This is a genomic window from Butyrivibrio sp. TB (assembly GCF_900110805.1).
GTDB classification, from domain to species: Bacteria; Bacillota; Clostridia; order Lachnospirales; family Lachnospiraceae; genus Butyrivibrio; species Butyrivibrio fibrisolvens_C.
On sequence record NZ_FOER01000010.1, the window covers coordinates 24,177 to 41,452 of the forward strand.

Sequence of the window (17,276 nt, forward strand, 5' to 3'; positions counted from 1 at the left end):
CTTTTCCTAAAATAAATATAATTACGAAGCTTTCAGCCTCGTGATTTAAACAATAATTTTTTTGACACCAACACTGGTGATCATATGATTCTGAACTTCCAAGATACTGAAGTTGTAACCATCTATCGTAACATCGTATTTCTCATCCTCTTCAGGTATCCTGTCCATCTTCGAAATCAGAAGACCATTCAGAGTTTCAAACTCATCCTCATGAAGATCTATTCCGAAGCGCTTCTCAACTGTCTCAATAGGAGTCCTTCCAAGAGCCACAAACTCTCCGGGTTTGCCGGAAGGTGTGATAAAACTCTCATCTTCGTCATATTCATCCATGATATTGCCGACGATCTCTTCAAGGATATCTTCCATAGAAACAAGACCTGCTGTCTGGCCATACTCATCAATAACTATCGCTATCTGAGTCTTTGTAGACTGCATACTGTGGAACAATGACTCTATATTCCTTGTCTCAGGCACATACATAGGCTGACGCATAAGTCCCTTGATCTGCCTTATTTCCTTTTTCTCATTGCCGGATTCAGAGTCCTTCTGAACCGCATCTCTTATATGAACTATACCGATTATATGATCGATATTATCAAGGAATACAGGAAATCTTGAATTATTGCCCTGAAGCATGAATGAAATCGCATCTTCAAGACTCATAGTTCCTTCGATTCCGCATATATCATTACGATGGGTCATGATATCCCTAACTTCCTTGTCAGAAAATTCGAATATATTGGTTATCATGTCGGCTTCAGAATCCTGAAGCACTCCCTGCTCCTGACCTTCGGAAACCATCGACATTATCTCTTCTTCTGTAACATCTGTATCATCATCAAAATCTCTGATACCGCACAGATACATGATTCCATGCACAGTTACTTCGATAAGACTTGTAAATGGCCTCAAAACCGCCATAAGTATCTTGATAAACGGGCTTAGAATCATGGCCCAGACTTTAGGTTGTCTTCTGGCAAGCTTCTTGGGAAGCAGCACTCCGATTGAAAGAAATACATACAAAAGCAGAAATGCTACTACTACCTGGCCTAAAACAGATGCTACGAGCTCATTGAGTGAAAAGATAAATCCTCCAACAATGATCCCGAAACGTTCTACATAGAAGCGTCCGATTATGATATTCAGTATAAAAACAAAAAGCTGTACAGTATTAACATATTCTGTCGGATTATTCATAAGTTCCGACAAAAAGATGCCACTTTTGCTGCGAATCTTTTCGTTTTGGTCTTCGGATGGTTCTTCACCTTCCTCTTCAGACTTGCTAAAGAGGTCTTCTGCTTTTAGATTATGCAGAGCTGCGCCAAAACCGTACACGATCACGTCCAGCACGAGTAATACGAGCAGTCCGATAAAATAATAGGCAGAGGGTCCGCCATCATCCATATAAATTCATCTCCTTTTTGGTCAAAAAAATTGTTTGATACATAACAGTTTGCGTGCCTCTGCACACAAAACGTCAACTTAAACTATAACATTGTGATACTTACTAGTCAAGGTCGAGGCTTTGCCGCCTTGTCGCATTATCGCCTTTATTTGTATTTGCCCATAGCCTCTTTATATTGGCGGTTTATTTCGGTTATTGCTGAAGAGTCGCCTTCGAAGTTGTCCGGGTGGTAGAGTTTAGCGAGGGAATGGTATTTCTTGACTATGCCGTCGCGGGATTTACAGCCTGCAAAGAAGTCGAAGGTTGAATAGTTTCCGGAAGGTCTTTTTGGATCAGACGAACTTCTGCTATCAGATTTCTGATAGTATGACTGATTTTGTTTCTGCTTTTGATGATCATAGCTACTTTCAGATTTATAACTACTATATCTATTGTAACGGTCATCGTCATCTATACGTTCGTAACGATCCTCATCCATATCCTGATCATAATCATCATAGTTATCATCATAGTTATCGTCATCGTCATCATCATAATAGTCATCATAACGTCCGCTACTATATCTTTTATTCCATCTTCCTCTGCGGAATCTGTCGTCCTCTTCGTCCTTTTCTTCCAAGTCTTCTAATCTGTCATAATAGTCTTCATAGTAGTCATCATAATTTTGCTGACGTTTTTTTATTTTCTCAAGCCTTCTTATTTCTTTTCTTGATAAACGTTTACCTTCGTAATCCGCATATCCCATTCTGTCGTAATCTTCTTCGTCATATGCCTCATCATATTCTGCTTTGTCTGTTCCGAAGGTGTCATTTTCGAATTCGTCGTGATGGCGTTTTAGCCAGTCCTGATAGGAGTCTTCGTATTTAGGATCATAAAAGGGTTTGGTATGAAAAAGAAAACAGTATCTTCTTCTAAATTGTCTGAATGGAGTAGTCATTCCGAAGACGCTTCTGAATATATAGATAGCAAGGTCTACTATTATCGCTATTCCCAAAAAGTTAACGCCGCTTGCTGCTGCCGATAATAGTAATAGTCCGAGGAAAATAGGTATTCCTATTAGTATAGTTATTGCCCAGGCTATGATGCTGTAAGCTTTCTGCTCACTTTTTTCCAGTATTCCTTCCCACCAGGAAGTAACTGCTTCAAGGAGTGTCTGAGTTACTTTCTCGGATATATCATTTACGCCATTTTCTATATTTTGCTGTAGACCATTTGCTATATTATTGGAAATCTCTCCTGAAAGGTTATCTGCTATACTATTGGCAATGTCTCCGGATACGCCATACGAGCTGTCAGCCTTAGCCACCAGTTTTTCATCCTGAAGGTACTCTATATCACAGGCATGAACATAGCTTTCTACATACTCTTTGGCCTGTCCTATATAATCATTGCCGGTAAAATAACCTGCGCATTCAAATACAACAAGAGCTGCCAGTACGATACCGGCAGCCGGGAATAGACAAAAAAACAGTTTATAAACATTCCAAATAAGCCTAAACATCTGTTTAAGCAGCCATGCGTATGCTTTTAGTATAGTCATGAAAATAGTAACAAGTACACTGGTAAAAAGCATAAGTAGGTAACCTCAAAAATTATTATGAAATACAAGGATGTATTTCCATGTACGGATACAGGATGTATCCAGTACATGCTTGGAAATACATGGATGTATTTCCATGTACCAGATACAGGATGTATCTAGTACATGTCCGGAAATACAGGGATGTATTTCCATGTACGCCTATCCCTTAATATACAACCTTGGGATTCTTGGATTAAGATCGCAGGCAAGTTCGTAATTAAAACGTCCGCTCAAGTTTCCAAGTTCTTCAATTGATATATGCTGATCGCCGCTCCATCCTATAATAGTGACTTCATCATTTTCCAAAGCTTCAGGGATTCTACTTATATCAACCATGAACTGATCCATGCATACACGTCCAAGGATAGGTGCTCTATGACCGTGGATAAGGACATAGCCTTTATTAGAAAGGCTTCTTGGATATCCGTCGCCGTATCCAACAGGGATAGTAGCAATCCTTGTAGGCTTATCTGTAACATAGGTTCCGCCATAGCTAACAGCAACACCCGCAGGTACATCCTTAATATAAGCGATGTGGCTATACAGTCCAAGTGCAGGCGTGATCTTCACTTTGTCTGTAGGAACATCCTCAGAAGGCTTCATTCCATACATTGTAACTCCGGCCCTTACCATATCCATCTGAGCCTGCGGGATACTTATGATGCTGGCAGAATTCGCACAGTGATGTAGAGGAATCCTAACGCCGTTTTCTTTTTCTACTCTTTCTATAAAAGCTGCGAATATATCTTTTTTCTCTATAGCATCTGTAAGGTCTTTCTCATCAGCTCTGGCAAAATGAGTGAAGATTCCCTCAACTTCGATGTGCTTCATGGAGAGCGCTTTCTTAACAAAGAGAGCACCGTCATCATTAGGACGAACACCTATTCTGGCCATAGATGTATCAACAGCAATATGAACCTTAACTTTGCAAGTCTCAGACCTCTTTGCAGCTCTTTCTTCAAGCTGCTCAAGCTGATCATATCTGAACACTGCCGGTCTTATATCATTTTCAATAAGGGTATCGTAAGAGAAAGGGAATGTGTATCCCAGAATAAGTATAGGTTTTCTGATCCCATTGTCCCTAAGCTCCATCGCCTCTTCACAGGTTGCACAGGCGTATCCCCAAATATAGTCCTCTGATTCAAGTAATTTTGCAATTGGTACTGCTCCAAAACCGTAACCATCAGTTTTGATAACTGCGATCATCTTGGTTTCAGGCCTTAAATTGTCATGCATTGAATGCATATTTGAAAGAATTGCATCAAGATCAACTGCAGCACATACCCTCGGGTATTTTAATGCCATCTCCTTAGAAAGATTCTGTCTGCTAACTATTTCATGTGAGTTCATTTTATAAATACGCTTTCTATCTTAATGAATTCAGAGATTGCCCAATGACCATATCTTTTGATGATCCAAGAAAACAGCTCCTATAATCCAAAGACAGTTTCTACGATCAAAAATATTTTCTATGATTCAAAAAGCAATTTCTTAATTCTATTATTATTTTTCCGGAAGAACATTTGCAAGTTCCTTTATTATATCACTTGCTGTCATATAATACTCTCCCACTCTGGAAGCCGCACGATTGCCGGCAAGACCGTGTATGAAGGTTCCAATGCAGGCAGTCTGGAAGGCTCCAAGCTTTCTTGAGCTCAAAGCTCCGATTATCCCTGCAAGCACATCGCCTGATCCTGCAGTTGCCATGCCACTGTTACCTGATATATTAACATACATCTGCCTTTTACCGGCTCCCGCCACGACAGACCTTGCATCCTTACATATTACTACACAGTTATAATACTCCGAAAGTGCCAAAGGCCACTTTAACATATTTTCCTTAATATCATAGACCGTAACAGGCTCAGGACGCTCATCGCCAAATGCAGCATTGTAAAGCCTTGCAAACTCAGCAACATGAGGAGTTATAACAAGCTGCTTGTCTTTAGAGTCAGAATAGGATCTTGCAAGCTCGCTTATATGGCTATCTTGTGCTATCAGAGTAATGGCATCTGCATCCGCAACAAGGAACTTGTCATAATGTTCTAGTACGATGCTAAGGATGGCCTTGGCAACCATTCCTGTTCCAATCCCTGGGCCTATAACTATAGCGGACGCCCACTTCATATTTTCAATAAGTATATCTCTGATCTTGTCTATATTGCTGTCAGTCTCAATATTGGCATATGAATCAAACATTGCCTCAGGAATACTGCTTTTAATAGCTTCTACATTAGCTAGTGTCGTAAATACTTTGACCATACCAGCACCTGTATGGAATGCTGACTTGGAACACAGAAGGCATGCGCCCGTAACCTTATCGCTTCCGGCAATGACTAAAACCTTGCCGAATGTTCCCTTATTACCATAGCCAACTCTCCTTGGAAGAAGATCTTCGGGACCCTCATCAAAGAAAAAATATTCAGGAAGATTCCCAAGAAAACCGTCCACTGTAATACCGACATCTTCTACAAATAACTGCCCGCAGTACTCAGTACCTGGGTACAGCAGCTGCCCCATCTTGGCAAAATTAAATGTAACAGTAAGATCCGCCTTAACAGCAAGAAGATGAACACTTCCTGTATCAGTATCTATGCCGGATGGAATATCAACAGCGACTACAAGAGTAGATTCATCCTTGAGCTTCTTACATTCATTGATATACATTATTGCTTCGGCATATTCGCCTTCTACATCTTTGGTACATCCGATTCCAAGGACAGCATCTACTATGATATCCCATTCCATTTGTGATTTGGTGGCTCGTACATTGGAAAAAGTGTCCATTGGGATATTATACGCCTCTGCGCATTTCTTCTGGGATACAGTATCAGGATTAGAGTCCTTGTCATCAACAAGAGCTATCTGCACTCTGTAGCCATGCTGATACAAAATCCTTCCGATAGCTATCCCGTCACCGCCATTGCCGCCGTGTCCTGCAACGATCAGAACATTAAAAGCTCTGGAAGTGTGCATAGCTCTCTTCCACTCACCGATTCTGGCAGCAACAGCCAGAGCAGCTCTTTCCATAAGTACAATGGATGGAACCCCAAAGTGCTCTGAAGTATTACGATCGCATGTTTTCATTTCTTTGGCTGTTACTAAATACTGCATATGTCCCCTTTTTGCTTATTATGAATGAGTCAGTACTAATTATTGACCAATTACGAATAAGCCAGTACATTACGTCTGTATGGATCCTGACCCCGGAGTTCTGATCCTGTGATTTCTCTCGGGATCATATTCCATATCGAATATATCTATAACTTCAGGTCCGAAGATATCATGCATATATGAATACAGGTTGAAATTCTCCATCTCACCTTCCTGAAGTCTAATGACCTGTTTCTTGAGCTCTTTTCTCGTATTGGATAGCCACTCATCGATCTCGTTGATCTCATCTGTATTGCGATGAAGTCTTTCGTAGCATACAGACATGGATGCCACCATAACCTTATAATTGAGCTGATATATCTCTCTGGGAAGTCCTAAAAGCCGATCTTCCAGCTCTTCAATCTGAGCATTACAATCCCCTATAAGTCTCTTCCTGTCATCAAGCTCCTTACCTGCAGACTTATCGCCCTTATTAAGCCTGTCAGATATGCCTATCACTTCATCAAGCAGTGTCTTCTTAAGACGCTTTATATCCTTGATCTTTTGCTTGAACCTGGCCTGCTCATCCACAAGCTTATTAAGCTCATCGGCAAGAGCCTGCAGTTCATCACTAACACCCTCTTCACCAAAGAGCAGCTTCCACTTCTCATCAGTTGTTACAATTGGTATATTCTTGCCAAGTAGAGCCGGCATATAGACATCTTCTTCTCTGGACATAGCATCCTTCCTCTTAGGCACGACTATATCTCAAACAACGAAAACCTGCATTTAGTATTTCGGATAATCCCCCGAATTAAATTAGAACACACCTGCATTCATATATATTTAAGATCATGGACTTAAAATATTGTAATAGAACCGCTTTTAAAGCCCCTATACTTATTATACTATATATCATCAATATAAATGACAGGCCGCCGGAATCACCTAAGTCCCAGCACAGCCTGCCAATCACTATCGATTTATATATTGCCAAAAATCACTTCTTACCGCCATGGAATCTTTCATAACGGTTAATGTTGTATGACAGCTTCATAAGGCTGTCTGAAAGATGAACATTCTCAACCTGAACATTCTCCGGAACATCAAGATCCACATGAGCAAAATTCCATATTGCCTTGATGCCTGCCTTAATAAGTCTGTCGGCCATTGGAACTGCCTGATCCTTGGGGATTGTGAGAACTGCGATATCGATATTGTTCTTCTTGATAAAATCCTCAATCTCTTCTATCGGACGTATCTCAACATCGCCTATCATCTTGCCTTGAAGAGCCGGGTCACGGTCAAATGCACCCTTGAAAACAAATCCTCTTGTTGAAAAATTGGTATAACCCGCCAGAGCTGTACCAAGATTACCCGTTCCTATAATGATGAGCTGGTGCTTCTTGTCAATGCCAAGTATCTTACTGATCTCATCATACAGATACTCTACATTATAGCCATATCCCTGTTGTCCAAATCCACCGAAATTGTTGAAATCCTGCCTTATCTGTGAGGCTGTAACCTTCATTATATCAGAAAGTTCCTGAGATGAAATCCTCTCTACTCCGCTAGCCTTAAGCTCACCAAGATATCTGAAATAACGGGGCAGGCGGCTGACTACTGCCTGGGATATTTCTTTATCCATGCGCCTTCCTCCTGATCTGTTATTATTGTTAATTTTGTATCACTCTATAATTGTAGCGAATCGTTAAACTTTAGTCAATTGAAATTATGTCCTAATCAGTGTAATATATTGCTGTTATGAATAAAATACAAGGCCAGCCATTTCAAGACTGAGCCTGCATTTCAAAGCACAAATGATGCGAGGTATATCATGTTACTTTCATGTCACAATATATGTAAATCTTTCGACGGTAAAGACATCTTAAAAGGTGTTTCTTTTCACATAGAAGCAAATGAAAAAGCAGCCATCGTCGGTATCAACGGAGCCGGCAAGACTACACTTTTAAAGATAATAACAGGTCAGCTGTCACCTGACGAAGGCGAAGTTGTTTTTGCCAAGGATACAAGTTTTGGATACCTGGCGCAGAACCAGAACATAGATTCAGGCAATACGATCTATGATGAACTTAAGCTTGTCAAAAAAGATACAATAGAACTTGAAGAGAAGATCCGCGAAGCTGAAGAACAGATGAAGGTCCTTACAGGAGACGATCTTACAAAGCTCATGAATGACTACACCGCAATGACTCACCACTTCCAGCTTATCGACGGATACGCCTGGCAGAGCGAAGTCGCCGGAGTAGCCAGAGGTCTTGGCTTTACAGATGAAGAGTTCGGAAAGTCCATCAGTACCCTCTCCGGAGGCCAGAAGACAAGAGTTGCCCTTGGTAAGCTCCTTCTCCAAAAGCCTGACCTTATCATCCTGGACGAGCCCACTAACCACCTTGATATGAATTCCATACAGTGGCTTGAGACCTATCTTCTCAACTACAAGGGCGCCGTACTGATCGTATCCCACGACCGTTATTTCCTTGATAAGATTGCAGACAAGATTGTCGAGATCGACCAGACAAGGTCCAGCATCTACAACGGCAACTACTCTTTCTATGCTACAGAAAAAGAAAAGCGCCGCGCTATAGCATGGCACGCCTACATCAATCAGCAGCAGGAGATCAAGCACCAGCAGGAAGTAATCGATAAGCTCAAGAGCTTCAACCGTGAGAAATCCATAAAGCGTGCCGAGAGCAGAGAAAAGATGCTTGAGAAAATCGAGCGTATCGAAAAGCCTACAGAAGTTGATGATGAGATGAAGATAAAGCTCACACCATCCTGCGTATCAGGTAATGACGTACTTAACGTTGAGGGCATCTCAAAGTCTTTTGACAATGCCCACCTTTTTGAGAATATATCATTCGAAATAAAAAGAGGCGAGCGCGTTGCGATAATCGGCGATAACGGAACCGGTAAGACCACAATGCTTAAGATCATCAATGGTCTTCTGCCACCTGATGCAGGCAAGATAACCCTTGGCGTCAAAGTTCACCCTGGTTACTACGATCAGGAACACCACGTGCTTCATGATGAAAAGACTCTTTTTGAAGAAATTTCAGATGAGTACCCGACTCTCAATAATACAGAGATAAGAAATACGCTTGCTGCCTTCCTCTTTACTGGCGAAGACGTATTTAAACGTGTCGGCGACCTCTCCGGTGGTGAAAAGGGTCGTATGTCACTTGCAAAGCTTATGCTCTCTGAAGCAAACCTTCTGCTTCTCGATGAGCCTACAAACCACCTTGATATCACAAGTAAGGAAGTTCTTGAAAGTGCTCTTAACGGCTATGAGGGAACTGTCCTGTACGTAAGCCACGACAGATACTTCATCAACAAGACTGCTACCAGGATCCTAGATCTTACAAACGGCGTGCTTGTTAACTATCTTGGTAACTACGACTATTATCTCGAGCACCATGATGAGCGTATGGCTCAGATCCTTGCAGGTAATCAGTCTGCTACTGCTACCGCTGCTGCCAGTGGCGTGCTGCTTGGTGGTGCGGCTTCTACAAGCAGCAATAACAGCGCTTCTAGTTCATCAATTAAGGCTAACAGCTTCCAGTATGCAGGTGATAGCGCTGATGCTTCTGATGGTAAGGCTGACTGGAAGGCACAGAAGGCCGCAGCTGCTATGCAGAAGAAGAAGGAAAAAGAGCTGAAGGCTTGTGAAGAAGAGATTGCAAAGCTTGAAGAGCGCAATGAAGTTCTTAACGAAGAGATGTCAAGGCCAGAGATTGCTACCGACCTTGCAGAGCTTCGTAAGCGTACAGATGAGCAGGAAGATATCACTGCAAAGCTTGAAGTGTTGTATGACAAGTGGGCTATGTTGTCAGAATGACGCTGGCTATACTTTAGGAAAAAAAGCAAGGGCCTAATCTCCTATTCAGAAGATATACCCTTGCTTTTATAATTTACTTCTCCTCTATTGTCAGTTCTGGCAAGCAACGATTATAACTGCTAAAACTAAAATTATTATCTTTTTCATAAATCACTGATTACCTGTTTCAGAGTATTCATCTATGATCTTAGCATCATCTATTTCTTGTAAGATCACAGTCTTTAGTTCTTTTGTCTGTCGGTAAGTAGTAATATGGTTAACAGCATAACCGACAATCTCTAAAATAATTATATTTGGATTTCATTCCATAAAATCTGGATTTAATGCATCCTGTTCAAGGTTACTAATATATCGATCGAAGTATGCTTTTACCCCCTTATATAATTCTGAATCATAAGTATGACTTATAATTTCATAGTATGTACTTCTTAAAAGAGGTTCTGGTACTTCCTTTATAGAATTATATTTACCTGAACTATGTTTGCTATTTTTACAACCATAAACAATTGCATTAATAGCACTTTCTATTTCGACTTTACTATACCTATTGAAAACTAATAATATCTTTGTATCTGTCTGTATGTTCTCAATAATCTTTGAATCACTTATTATGCTCTCAAGATTCTCCTGTACTTCCTCCTGCTTATCTTCAAAAAAAATAGAACACCCGTATTCATCCCAGATTTTAATGCCTTCAGCAGTATAATAATCTTTACTATCAAATCCAAAGAATGAGGCGTTCTTTTCTTGATAGTAATGCGTAATATTACATAATAGTGCGTAAGAAATTATAATACCTATTTCTACAAGAAGAATCGCAACCTCTCTCTTCTCTACCACTTTACAAAAATATTTTTTTAATTTGAAAATAATATCTTTTATATTTATTTCCATATCATTCCTCATTTGCATATACGACTTTATCGGTTACAGAATTGGTCTTTTCTTCACATATTGTTTTTTCTTCATATGTCATTACTCTAAATTTAATATTATTTTCTTGGCAGAATGATTCAAGGAAGGAACCTTCCGGAACAACAATAGTTCCTTGAATATCATTAACATTATAATCGTCGATTTCAATTTCACTCATAACTGGACAATATACTGTTGTTTTCGAATCTATAATAGGATCTATCCTAACTATTGTTGAAGGATAATAAATAGATCTGGAACATGATTGTTTATCATGACGATCATACAAAGAGCCTTCACATACGCTCTTTACTCCTTCGGGAATAGCTATAGAGCTAGTTTCACCGTTATAAAACAAAAGAATATTATCGCCCACAACATAGTATTCATCTGTTCTATGGTAGTATTCAAACAATGTTGATTCAAAAGCAGCCCAGCCAATGTAGGAAACAGAATCTGGTATATAAATATTCTCCAGCGAAACACACCCCGAAAACGCATCAACTTCAATACGTTCAACTGATTCAGGCAGCACTACATTATTCAAGTTTATACACCTCGAAAAACCATCAACAGATTTGCAAATACTATTTTCAGAAAAGGTAAGCTGTTCCAAATTAGCACAGCCATCAAATGATGGTATTACTCGTATATCTTCAGATATATATACTGACGTTATATTTCCATTATTCTGAAAAACTCTGGCATTAAAATCAGAAGCATTAAAAAACATTAAATGCGAAGGAACTATGATGTTTTGATCATTCCCTGTATATTCTGTAACCCTTATATTTCCAAAAGGAAGAGGTGTAATATAATACTTATAGCCAGTCATCATCCAAATACTAACCGGAAGCAAAATACCAATAATAATGGCATAGGCTAATATGATATCTATTATCCAAAGAGCAACTCTTAAAGGCTTTAAACATCTCCCCTGATCATCCCTCTTCTTCATCTTTACTTTTTCCATATTCCTTTAATTCTCTCTATTTCCATTGTTATAAAGATCAACAACAAAGTTAATAGTACCAGTTCAATAAACTTAAGTAACTAATATCAAACAACATCTTTTTTTCATATCGCCTCCCAAATATCTATTCTGCAACAATCAAATTCGATTTGCTCGTCATCATCAATATCACCTGGTATAAGTTCGGGTTGAATATGTATCTTTATCTGGCCAACTACCATTAAACCCGACTTTCTATCAAGCAGCCTTCCACACAAATGATAACCAAAAGAAGAATCTGTTTTTTCAGCTTTATCTTCTTCATCACTTCGAATAATATTTTGAACAATCACACACTCTAAAGGCTTTGTTAATTCATCATTTATCCCTTGCTGTAATACATCAGCAAAACATGTAATTTCATATTTAGTATCTGAAACAACAGTAATAGCTTCTTTTTCATTTTGGTCCAGCCATTCTATATTTTTTATATACATTACTATTCTCCTGCCATGGATACACTTTATTTATATGGCTTTTCATTTCTGATTTTAATCATATCTCTATTGATCAGCCCGCTTAGCTCAAGAGGTTCAACTCCAAATTCTGTATTACTATAAACAATCTTTTCGCTATTAGCATCAACGACCATAAAGTCATACGCCTTATCCAAAGTATATGAAATGGAAATTGCCATTTCCCCTTTCATAAGCACATATTCTATTTTCTTATCGCATATATGTTTTTCTGTTGAATCAATATTTAATTCTGTTAATATCGAGCTTATTATCGAATCGATGTTCCTAATCCAATTATTCAAATGTTCTCCATTCAACATAACGCACTTCAAAACGACTCCAATAGATATACTAATTCATCAGAATTGGTATCAAACTCATAATTTCCATTAGCATCTAATCTTCCTTTAAACCAGAGAATGTCGTATTCTTCACATTTCATAACGTAATATTTTGCAAACTCAAATATTTTTATAGGTCGTACCATATTGTATCTTTTATTTGCAAAATAATCACTGTTTGCCTTCTCAAAACATTCATTGTATAAATATTTACCTTTAAGATCAAAAACATAGCAATGATTTTCAACTTCAGTTAATACTTTGGCCTCATCGCCGCAGTAATATGCAATTAGTCTCATTTCTTCTTCTGTAAAATGCTCAAGTTTCATATTTATTCCTTAATCGAACAACACCTCTTAGGTATGACAAAACTTATTATTCTTATCGCTTTCGGATAGCACGTATTTATGTATGAATCAATGTTCTCAGCGCAAGCAATCACCCCAAGAAAGCACAGATCTATTACTCCTATTATTACTATTGACCACATATAACCTCGGTAAATTCATTTATCAAAATATAAGCATTTTCATCCGGAATCCAAGCATATTCACTTAAAAACATCTTCCTTAGATACATAATAAACATCAATAGTCTGTCGTGTATTCTCTGGATAATAACTCAGATACATACCTCCATCTGTCAGCGTCATATCTCCAACCCTGTTCATAAGTATTTCTTTTTTCGAATCCAAATCAACAACAGTTAATGTATAATTCCATGACGAAATAGGATCTTTCCATTCAACCAGCTTCAAATAGACCTTTCCATCGCTATATACAATATCTTCATTATTAACCATGTCACTATAAGACAGTCGATAGACCCTACTCACCTTTCCATTGCTATCTAATGCTGATACTTCCTCATGTTTGTTCTTTTTACCATAATAGAGAATTTCAGACCTGTCTTTGGCATAAGCTACAGAATAAATTGTATCTATATAATCTTCTACTTTATAAACGTCTTCTTCATCCGATTCCAGGTCATACTTCAGCAAAGACAATCCATTATCATTTACAGACGCGATCAGGTACTGATCTACCACATCCATTCCATACGAAATATAATCTTTATCAGAGCTAAATGTATAAAGAACTTTGATTTGTTTGCTATCAATATCATATGAACAGATATCTGTTTTCATATTGGTTTTATCTATTTTTTCATATATCAAATTATCCCTGTAAAAAAACACTCTGGGATTTTGCTTATCATCAATGACATCACCGGAAGTCGTATCTACTATCACATCTGCTCGAGAAGATATATCATATAAATGCCAACTACAAAGATCTGATCCGCCTAATGTATACTCTAGGTAAGCTACACGCTCTCCATCAAAGGCCATATACTCGTATTCAATATGGTCACCTGCAAGTATTCCCATATTATCAGTACTAGAAAAATCAACGCTTTTCGGATCATCTGTCAAAACTATAGATGTTTGACTATCTTCATCTTTAAAATGACCTATAATGGCATATGTGTCATTTACTCTAAGTATTCTTGCTAGACGGACATAATTCGCATCATTACTGGTTAATATTTTGTCGTATTCAGTAATATCTAATTCTGTTTTATTTATCCCTGACAAAAGACGAAATATAACAACAACTCCTATGATAACCACTAAAAACTTAAACACTTTTTTCATTAAGATCCACACTCCTTGTGATAGCTAGTCATTAATAAATATCCGGAATATATACTCCGTATCTGTCTATTTCCTCTTCGCCATCAAATAGTATTTTTTCATTACCATCATATACTTTTAACCTGTCTTCAGCTTTTACAATAATCAAACTCTTTACCCCTTGTTTTTCTGGTTCTAGGGTATTTTTCGAATAATTATCTATCTGAAAAAAGTATTTATCTGTTGCTGTACTTACATAATAGTATGAACTTATCTTTTTAATCTTATAATTCCTATCTGATGACTCAAACGAGCCAGCAGGGCTTGATTCCTCGTAAGAAACTATGTTGCCATCTATAAAATCAAACATAGATTGTACATCCGCATCAAAGCTTTCTGAATTTTCTATTGCATATTCAGAAAATAACTCTTTTATGGCATCTTCATCTTTGTTATTAATCCCCTCTATGATTTTTTCTAAAATATCATCAGATACCTTTTGATCACTATCCCAAAATGAATGATGTCCACATCCAGTAAGAAAAGTAACTGATATAAAGAAAACCATAACGCATTTAATTATCCTATGCATTGATCATCCTCCTACTATTGACCAAATATAACCTCGATATAAACTCTTTTGCACCAATCTATCATCTTTGTGAGAACATCTCTTTATAGTATTCCCGCATTCTTTCTAAATTAAATGTCTGGTATTCGTTAAAAGCATCTTCAAGATCTTTGAGAATATCAATGTTAGGATATAAATATGAACTTGATCTATCTATCAAGCATTTCTGATACTTATACTTTGGGTTAAAATGCAAATCCCATTTACCCCCAAGATGCTTAACAACCTTTTCTCCAATAAAAGATGCAGTTTTAATCAATTCTGTATCTATATTCTGAAGATTATCTGTTTTCTGTAATTCTTTAAATTTTTTATCTATAACAAAAACCAATTATCAATATCTGAATCTTCGCACCCATCTCCTGTTATCGCATTCTCTTCGATAAAATTTCTGGCTAATTCAGCATGATTGTTATATACCTGCTCAGCCATAGCATCTGTATAAATATAATTATCCTTACACTTCTCTATGACCAAATCCATTGCAGGTATACCATATTGCTCTATTATTTCATTCATTTGAGTCAAGATTCTTTCAATATCTTCTTGAGATGAATAATGCCATTCATCGTCTGTAAAACCCATATTCAGATCCTCTACCCTAAAACAGCCACCACCCTTTCGACTATAGGATTGAAGTTCAAAGTACAACTTATTATCGTATCTATGTTTACAAATAAATACTTTCTGATAAGCTTGATCACTGCACTTATCAAACTCCCAATCTCCGTCTCGCATTCTTATAAATTCAAATCCATGATCGGCTAGCATTTTTCCTATGCATTTTTTTACTAAGTTTGTTGTTATATTCATAATTTCCTTTCAAGTAAACCTATCACTGGAATTTATACGAAAATACCGTTAATAGTACAAGGTTCAATAAATTAATTAGTAGTAATCAAAATAGGATTGATATTTTAAACAACTAAACACAAATCATCATCTTAATAATATTTATGGCTTTTCTATCACTGCATATTTTGAATGCGGTAAATACGTAATATTCACAATATCTCCTTTAGTTATCCCTTCCTCTGCATACGCCACGCTAAATTCATAATCAGTTTTATCAATAGTAACAATTATAGTTTTAAATAAACCTAACAATCCTCCATCTGTAACTGCCTGAGATACTATGCCTTCTTGAACACAATACTCTCCCGAATCAATCACTGGTTTATCTCTAATTATCGGAATAGCTACAAACCATGTATATCCTATAACTAATATTGGTATTATTGATTTATAAAGTATTCTAAGTAATCGATCATCTCTTAAAAAATCAAATTTATCCCAATACGACTTATTTAATAGAAAATATATAGAAGCAAATATGCCAACAATATACAATATGATAAAAAAATAATATATCTTACAAAAAATAGCATAATACATAATTATCACGTCTCCTAATTACCACAACTTTGAGCTTCATTTGTTAAATATGAATCTAAGAAATTAGCAATCATATTCGCACCCCCATTTAAACCAAAAGCCGCTCTGCCATAATCATCTATAATAGACCAAAAACTTCTTGTATTAAAGTTTTTGAAAACCCATAATGGATCATACACTGATGTTACTGCAGCTTTAATTAGTCCTGGTGAAAATGCATTCAGAAGTACTATGCCAACATCACACATTGGTACCAGGTTCAATAAACTTTTTTCTCAGGGACGACATTCCATCTTTTACAGCTATCTAAGTATTCCTGATAAAAACTTCTTGCATATCCAGAAGGATTATTTTTAGTAACACGCAGTACACATCCTGTATCTTTGCGATTCTCAAGAGCTTTTTCTATACACTCATCCCAAGTCATTGAATCAGATCTTTGTGTTACTGAAGCTCCCATGAACTGAACATCTTTGAAGTTTCCGCCACCAGCCAGTATAATTGCATCCTCATATGCTCTTATGTTTATAGGTGAAACGGGTTCATCGACACATATTAGCACCGATTTTTTTATAAAAAGATGTTTTTTGCATACATATTTATGGTACATCCACGAAAAAAGCTGCTCCGTACAAACATAATCAATTATCTCTCCACGCACTATTGGCGCAACAAGCTTAAGATCAGGATTCGTACCATCAAAACTTAGACATTCATTTCCCAATGCCACAAGCTTTTCAGCTTTTGAATTGTATATAACCAGCCCTTTCTCCTCATGAGTTTCACCTGTCTTGGGATTTAATATTCTGATATCTGCACATTCATCCAGTGCCTTTTTTATACTATTGCTATACATGTTCAACTCTCTATTATCCTTTTCATTCCTCATACCAGTCCACGTTGTGAACCGATCTGGTCTTCTTCACAGGGACCTTCTGAAACTCGTCCTTTT

General features: G+C 37.6%; 18 protein-coding genes. 1 reads left to right on the forward strand and 17 read right to left on the reverse strand.

The genetic code is table 11. From position 1 onward, the window contains the following. Positions 1–45 precede the first annotated feature (45 nt). The 6 genes from BMX21_RS08230 to BMX21_RS08255 form a co-directional block, all read right to left on the reverse strand. Positions 46–1,404, reverse strand: coding sequence for a hemolysin family protein (locus BMX21_RS08230; protein ID WP_092043235.1), 1,359 nt, complete (start codon positions 1,402–1,404; stop codon positions 46–48). A gap of 146 nt (positions 1,405–1,550) precedes the next feature. Next, a complete protein-coding gene (locus tag BMX21_RS08235; RefSeq protein ID WP_092043238.1) occupies positions 1,551–2,978 on the reverse strand; it encodes a hypothetical protein in 1,428 nt (475 codons plus the stop codon). A gap of 168 nt (positions 2,979–3,146) precedes the next feature. Next, positions 3,147–4,337 carry an alanine racemase gene (alr, locus tag BMX21_RS08240; RefSeq protein WP_242952898.1) on the reverse strand — a complete coding sequence of 397 codons (1,191 nt, stop codon included), beginning with the start codon at positions 4,335–4,337 and terminating at the stop codon, positions 3,147–3,149. A gap of 153 nt (positions 4,338–4,490) precedes the next feature. After that, positions 4,491–6,101 (reverse strand): NAD(P)H-hydrate dehydratase, encoded by a 1,611-nt coding sequence (locus tag BMX21_RS08245; protein WP_092043241.1) that lies wholly within the window; start codon positions 6,099–6,101, stop codon positions 4,491–4,493. A 69-nt stretch (positions 6,102–6,170) separates the two neighbouring features. Next, positions 6,171–6,818, reverse strand: coding sequence for a hypothetical protein (locus tag BMX21_RS08250; RefSeq protein ID WP_092043244.1), 648 nt, complete (start codon positions 6,816–6,818; stop codon positions 6,171–6,173). 262 nt (positions 6,819–7,080) lie between these two features. Beyond that, positions 7,081–7,728 (reverse strand): redox-sensing transcriptional repressor Rex, encoded by a 648-nt coding sequence (locus BMX21_RS08255; protein ID WP_022752971.1) that lies wholly within the window; start codon positions 7,726–7,728, stop codon positions 7,081–7,083. A 189-nt stretch (positions 7,729–7,917) separates the two neighbouring features. Between BMX21_RS08255 and abc-f the strand changes: the two genes are divergently transcribed. Next, positions 7,918–9,936 (forward strand): ribosomal protection-like ABC-F family protein, encoded by a 2,019-nt coding sequence (gene abc-f / locus BMX21_RS08260; RefSeq protein WP_092043247.1) that lies wholly within the window; start codon positions 7,918–7,920, stop codon positions 9,934–9,936. 300 nt (positions 9,937–10,236) lie between these two features. On the opposite strand, the gene BMX21_RS08265 is transcribed toward abc-f, so the two are convergent. The 11 genes from BMX21_RS08265 to BMX21_RS08320 all read right to left on the reverse strand — a co-directional run bounded on the left by BMX21_RS08265 (position 10,237) and on the right by BMX21_RS08320 (position 17,180). Then, a complete protein-coding gene (locus BMX21_RS08265; protein WP_092043249.1) occupies positions 10,237–10,830 on the reverse strand; it encodes a hypothetical protein in 594 nt (197 codons plus the stop codon). Between the two features lies 1 nt (position 10,831). Continuing rightward, positions 10,832–11,824: a leucine-rich repeat domain-containing protein gene (locus BMX21_RS08270; RefSeq protein ID WP_143057227.1), complete on the reverse strand. Its 993-nt coding sequence runs from the start codon at positions 11,822–11,824 to the stop codon at positions 10,832–10,834. 104 nt (positions 11,825–11,928) lie between these two features. Further along, on the reverse strand, positions 11,929–12,300 hold the full coding sequence (locus BMX21_RS08275) for a hypothetical protein (RefSeq protein WP_092043252.1): 372 nt from the start codon (positions 12,298–12,300) through the stop codon (positions 11,929–11,931). Between the two features lie 26 nt (positions 12,301–12,326). After that, positions 12,327–12,641 (reverse strand): hypothetical protein, encoded by a 315-nt coding sequence (locus tag BMX21_RS08280; protein ID WP_092043255.1) that lies wholly within the window; start codon positions 12,639–12,641, stop codon positions 12,327–12,329. Positions 12,642–12,649: 8 nt separating this feature from the next. Next, complete coding sequence (locus tag BMX21_RS08285) at positions 12,650–12,991, reverse strand: hypothetical protein (protein WP_092043258.1); 342 nt, start codon at positions 12,989–12,991, stop codon at positions 12,650–12,652. 221 nt (positions 12,992–13,212) lie between these two features. After that, on the reverse strand, positions 13,213–14,319 hold the full coding sequence (locus tag BMX21_RS08290) for a hypothetical protein (RefSeq protein ID WP_092043260.1): 1,107 nt from the start codon (positions 14,317–14,319) through the stop codon (positions 13,213–13,215). Between the two features lie 31 nt (positions 14,320–14,350). Further along, positions 14,351–14,890 (reverse strand): DUF5104 domain-containing protein, encoded by a 540-nt coding sequence (locus BMX21_RS08295; RefSeq protein ID WP_092043262.1) that lies wholly within the window; start codon positions 14,888–14,890, stop codon positions 14,351–14,353. A 61-nt stretch (positions 14,891–14,951) separates the two neighbouring features. Beyond that, a complete protein-coding gene (locus tag BMX21_RS08300; protein ID WP_092043264.1) occupies positions 14,952–15,260 on the reverse strand; it encodes a hypothetical protein in 309 nt (102 codons plus the stop codon). Then, positions 15,245–15,742, reverse strand: a complete 498-nt coding sequence (locus BMX21_RS08305; protein ID WP_092043266.1) for a hypothetical protein — start codon at positions 15,740–15,742, stop codon at positions 15,245–15,247. The genes BMX21_RS08300 and BMX21_RS08305 overlap by 16 nt, the downstream gene beginning before the upstream one ends. A 141-nt stretch (positions 15,743–15,883) precedes the next feature. Further along, positions 15,884–16,324 (reverse strand): hypothetical protein, encoded by a 441-nt coding sequence (locus BMX21_RS08310; RefSeq protein ID WP_092043268.1) that lies wholly within the window; start codon positions 16,322–16,324, stop codon positions 15,884–15,886. A gap of 259 nt (positions 16,325–16,583) precedes the next feature. Then, entirely contained in the window at positions 16,584–17,180 is a 597-nt protein-coding gene (locus BMX21_RS08320; RefSeq protein WP_177173974.1) for a rod shape-determining protein, read from the reverse strand. Positions 17,181–17,276: the final 96 nt, after the last annotated feature.

Coding starts and splice junctions, on each gene's coding strand:
- abc-f (WP_092043247.1), top strand. CDS start 7,918: ATGTTACTTTCATGTCACAATATATGTAAATCTTTCGACGGTAAAGAC.
- alr (WP_242952898.1), bottom strand. CDS start 4,337: ATGAACTCACATGAAATAGTTAGCAGACAGAATCTTTCTAAGGAGATG.
- BMX21_RS08295 (WP_092043262.1), bottom strand. CDS start 14,890: ATGCATAGGATAATTAAATGCGTTATGGTTTTCTTTATATCAGTTACT.
- BMX21_RS08255 (WP_022752971.1), bottom strand. CDS start 7,728: ATGGATAAAGAAATATCCCAGGCAGTAGTCAGCCGCCTGCCCCGTTAT.
- BMX21_RS08310 (WP_092043268.1), bottom strand. CDS start 16,324: ATGTATTATGCTATTTTTTGTAAGATATATTATTTTTTTATCATATTG.
- BMX21_RS08275 (WP_092043252.1), bottom strand. CDS start 12,300: ATGTATATAAAAAATATAGAATGGCTGGACCAAAATGAAAAAGAAGCT.
- BMX21_RS08280 (WP_092043255.1), bottom strand. CDS start 12,641: ATGTTGAATGGAGAACATTTGAATAATTGGATTAGGAACATCGATTCG.
- BMX21_RS08265 (WP_092043249.1), bottom strand. CDS start 10,830: ATGGAAATAAATATAAAAGATATTATTTTCAAATTAAAAAAATATTTT.
- BMX21_RS08235 (WP_092043238.1), bottom strand. CDS start 2,978: ATGCTTTTTACCAGTGTACTTGTTACTATTTTCATGACTATACTAAAA.
- BMX21_RS08245 (WP_092043241.1), bottom strand. CDS start 6,101: ATGCAGTATTTAGTAACAGCCAAAGAAATGAAAACATGCGATCGTAAT.
- BMX21_RS08320 (WP_177173974.1), bottom strand. CDS start 17,180: ATGTATAGCAATAGTATAAAAAAGGCACTGGATGAATGTGCAGATATC.
- BMX21_RS08270 (WP_143057227.1), bottom strand. CDS start 11,824: ATGGAAAAAGTAAAGATGAAGAAGAGGGATGATCAGGGGAGATGTTTA.
- BMX21_RS08250 (WP_092043244.1), bottom strand. CDS start 6,818: ATGTCCAGAGAAGAAGATGTCTATATGCCGGCTCTACTTGGCAAGAAT.
- BMX21_RS08230 (WP_092043235.1), bottom strand. CDS start 1,404: ATGGATGATGGCGGACCCTCTGCCTATTATTTTATCGGACTGCTCGTA.
- BMX21_RS08305 (WP_092043266.1), bottom strand. CDS start 15,742: ATGAATATAACAACAAACTTAGTAAAAAAATGCATAGGAAAAATGCTA.
- BMX21_RS08290 (WP_092043260.1), bottom strand. CDS start 14,319: ATGAAAAAAGTGTTTAAGTTTTTAGTGGTTATCATAGGAGTTGTTGTT.
- BMX21_RS08285 (WP_092043258.1), bottom strand. CDS start 12,991: ATGAAACTTGAGCATTTTACAGAAGAAGAAATGAGACTAATTGCATAT.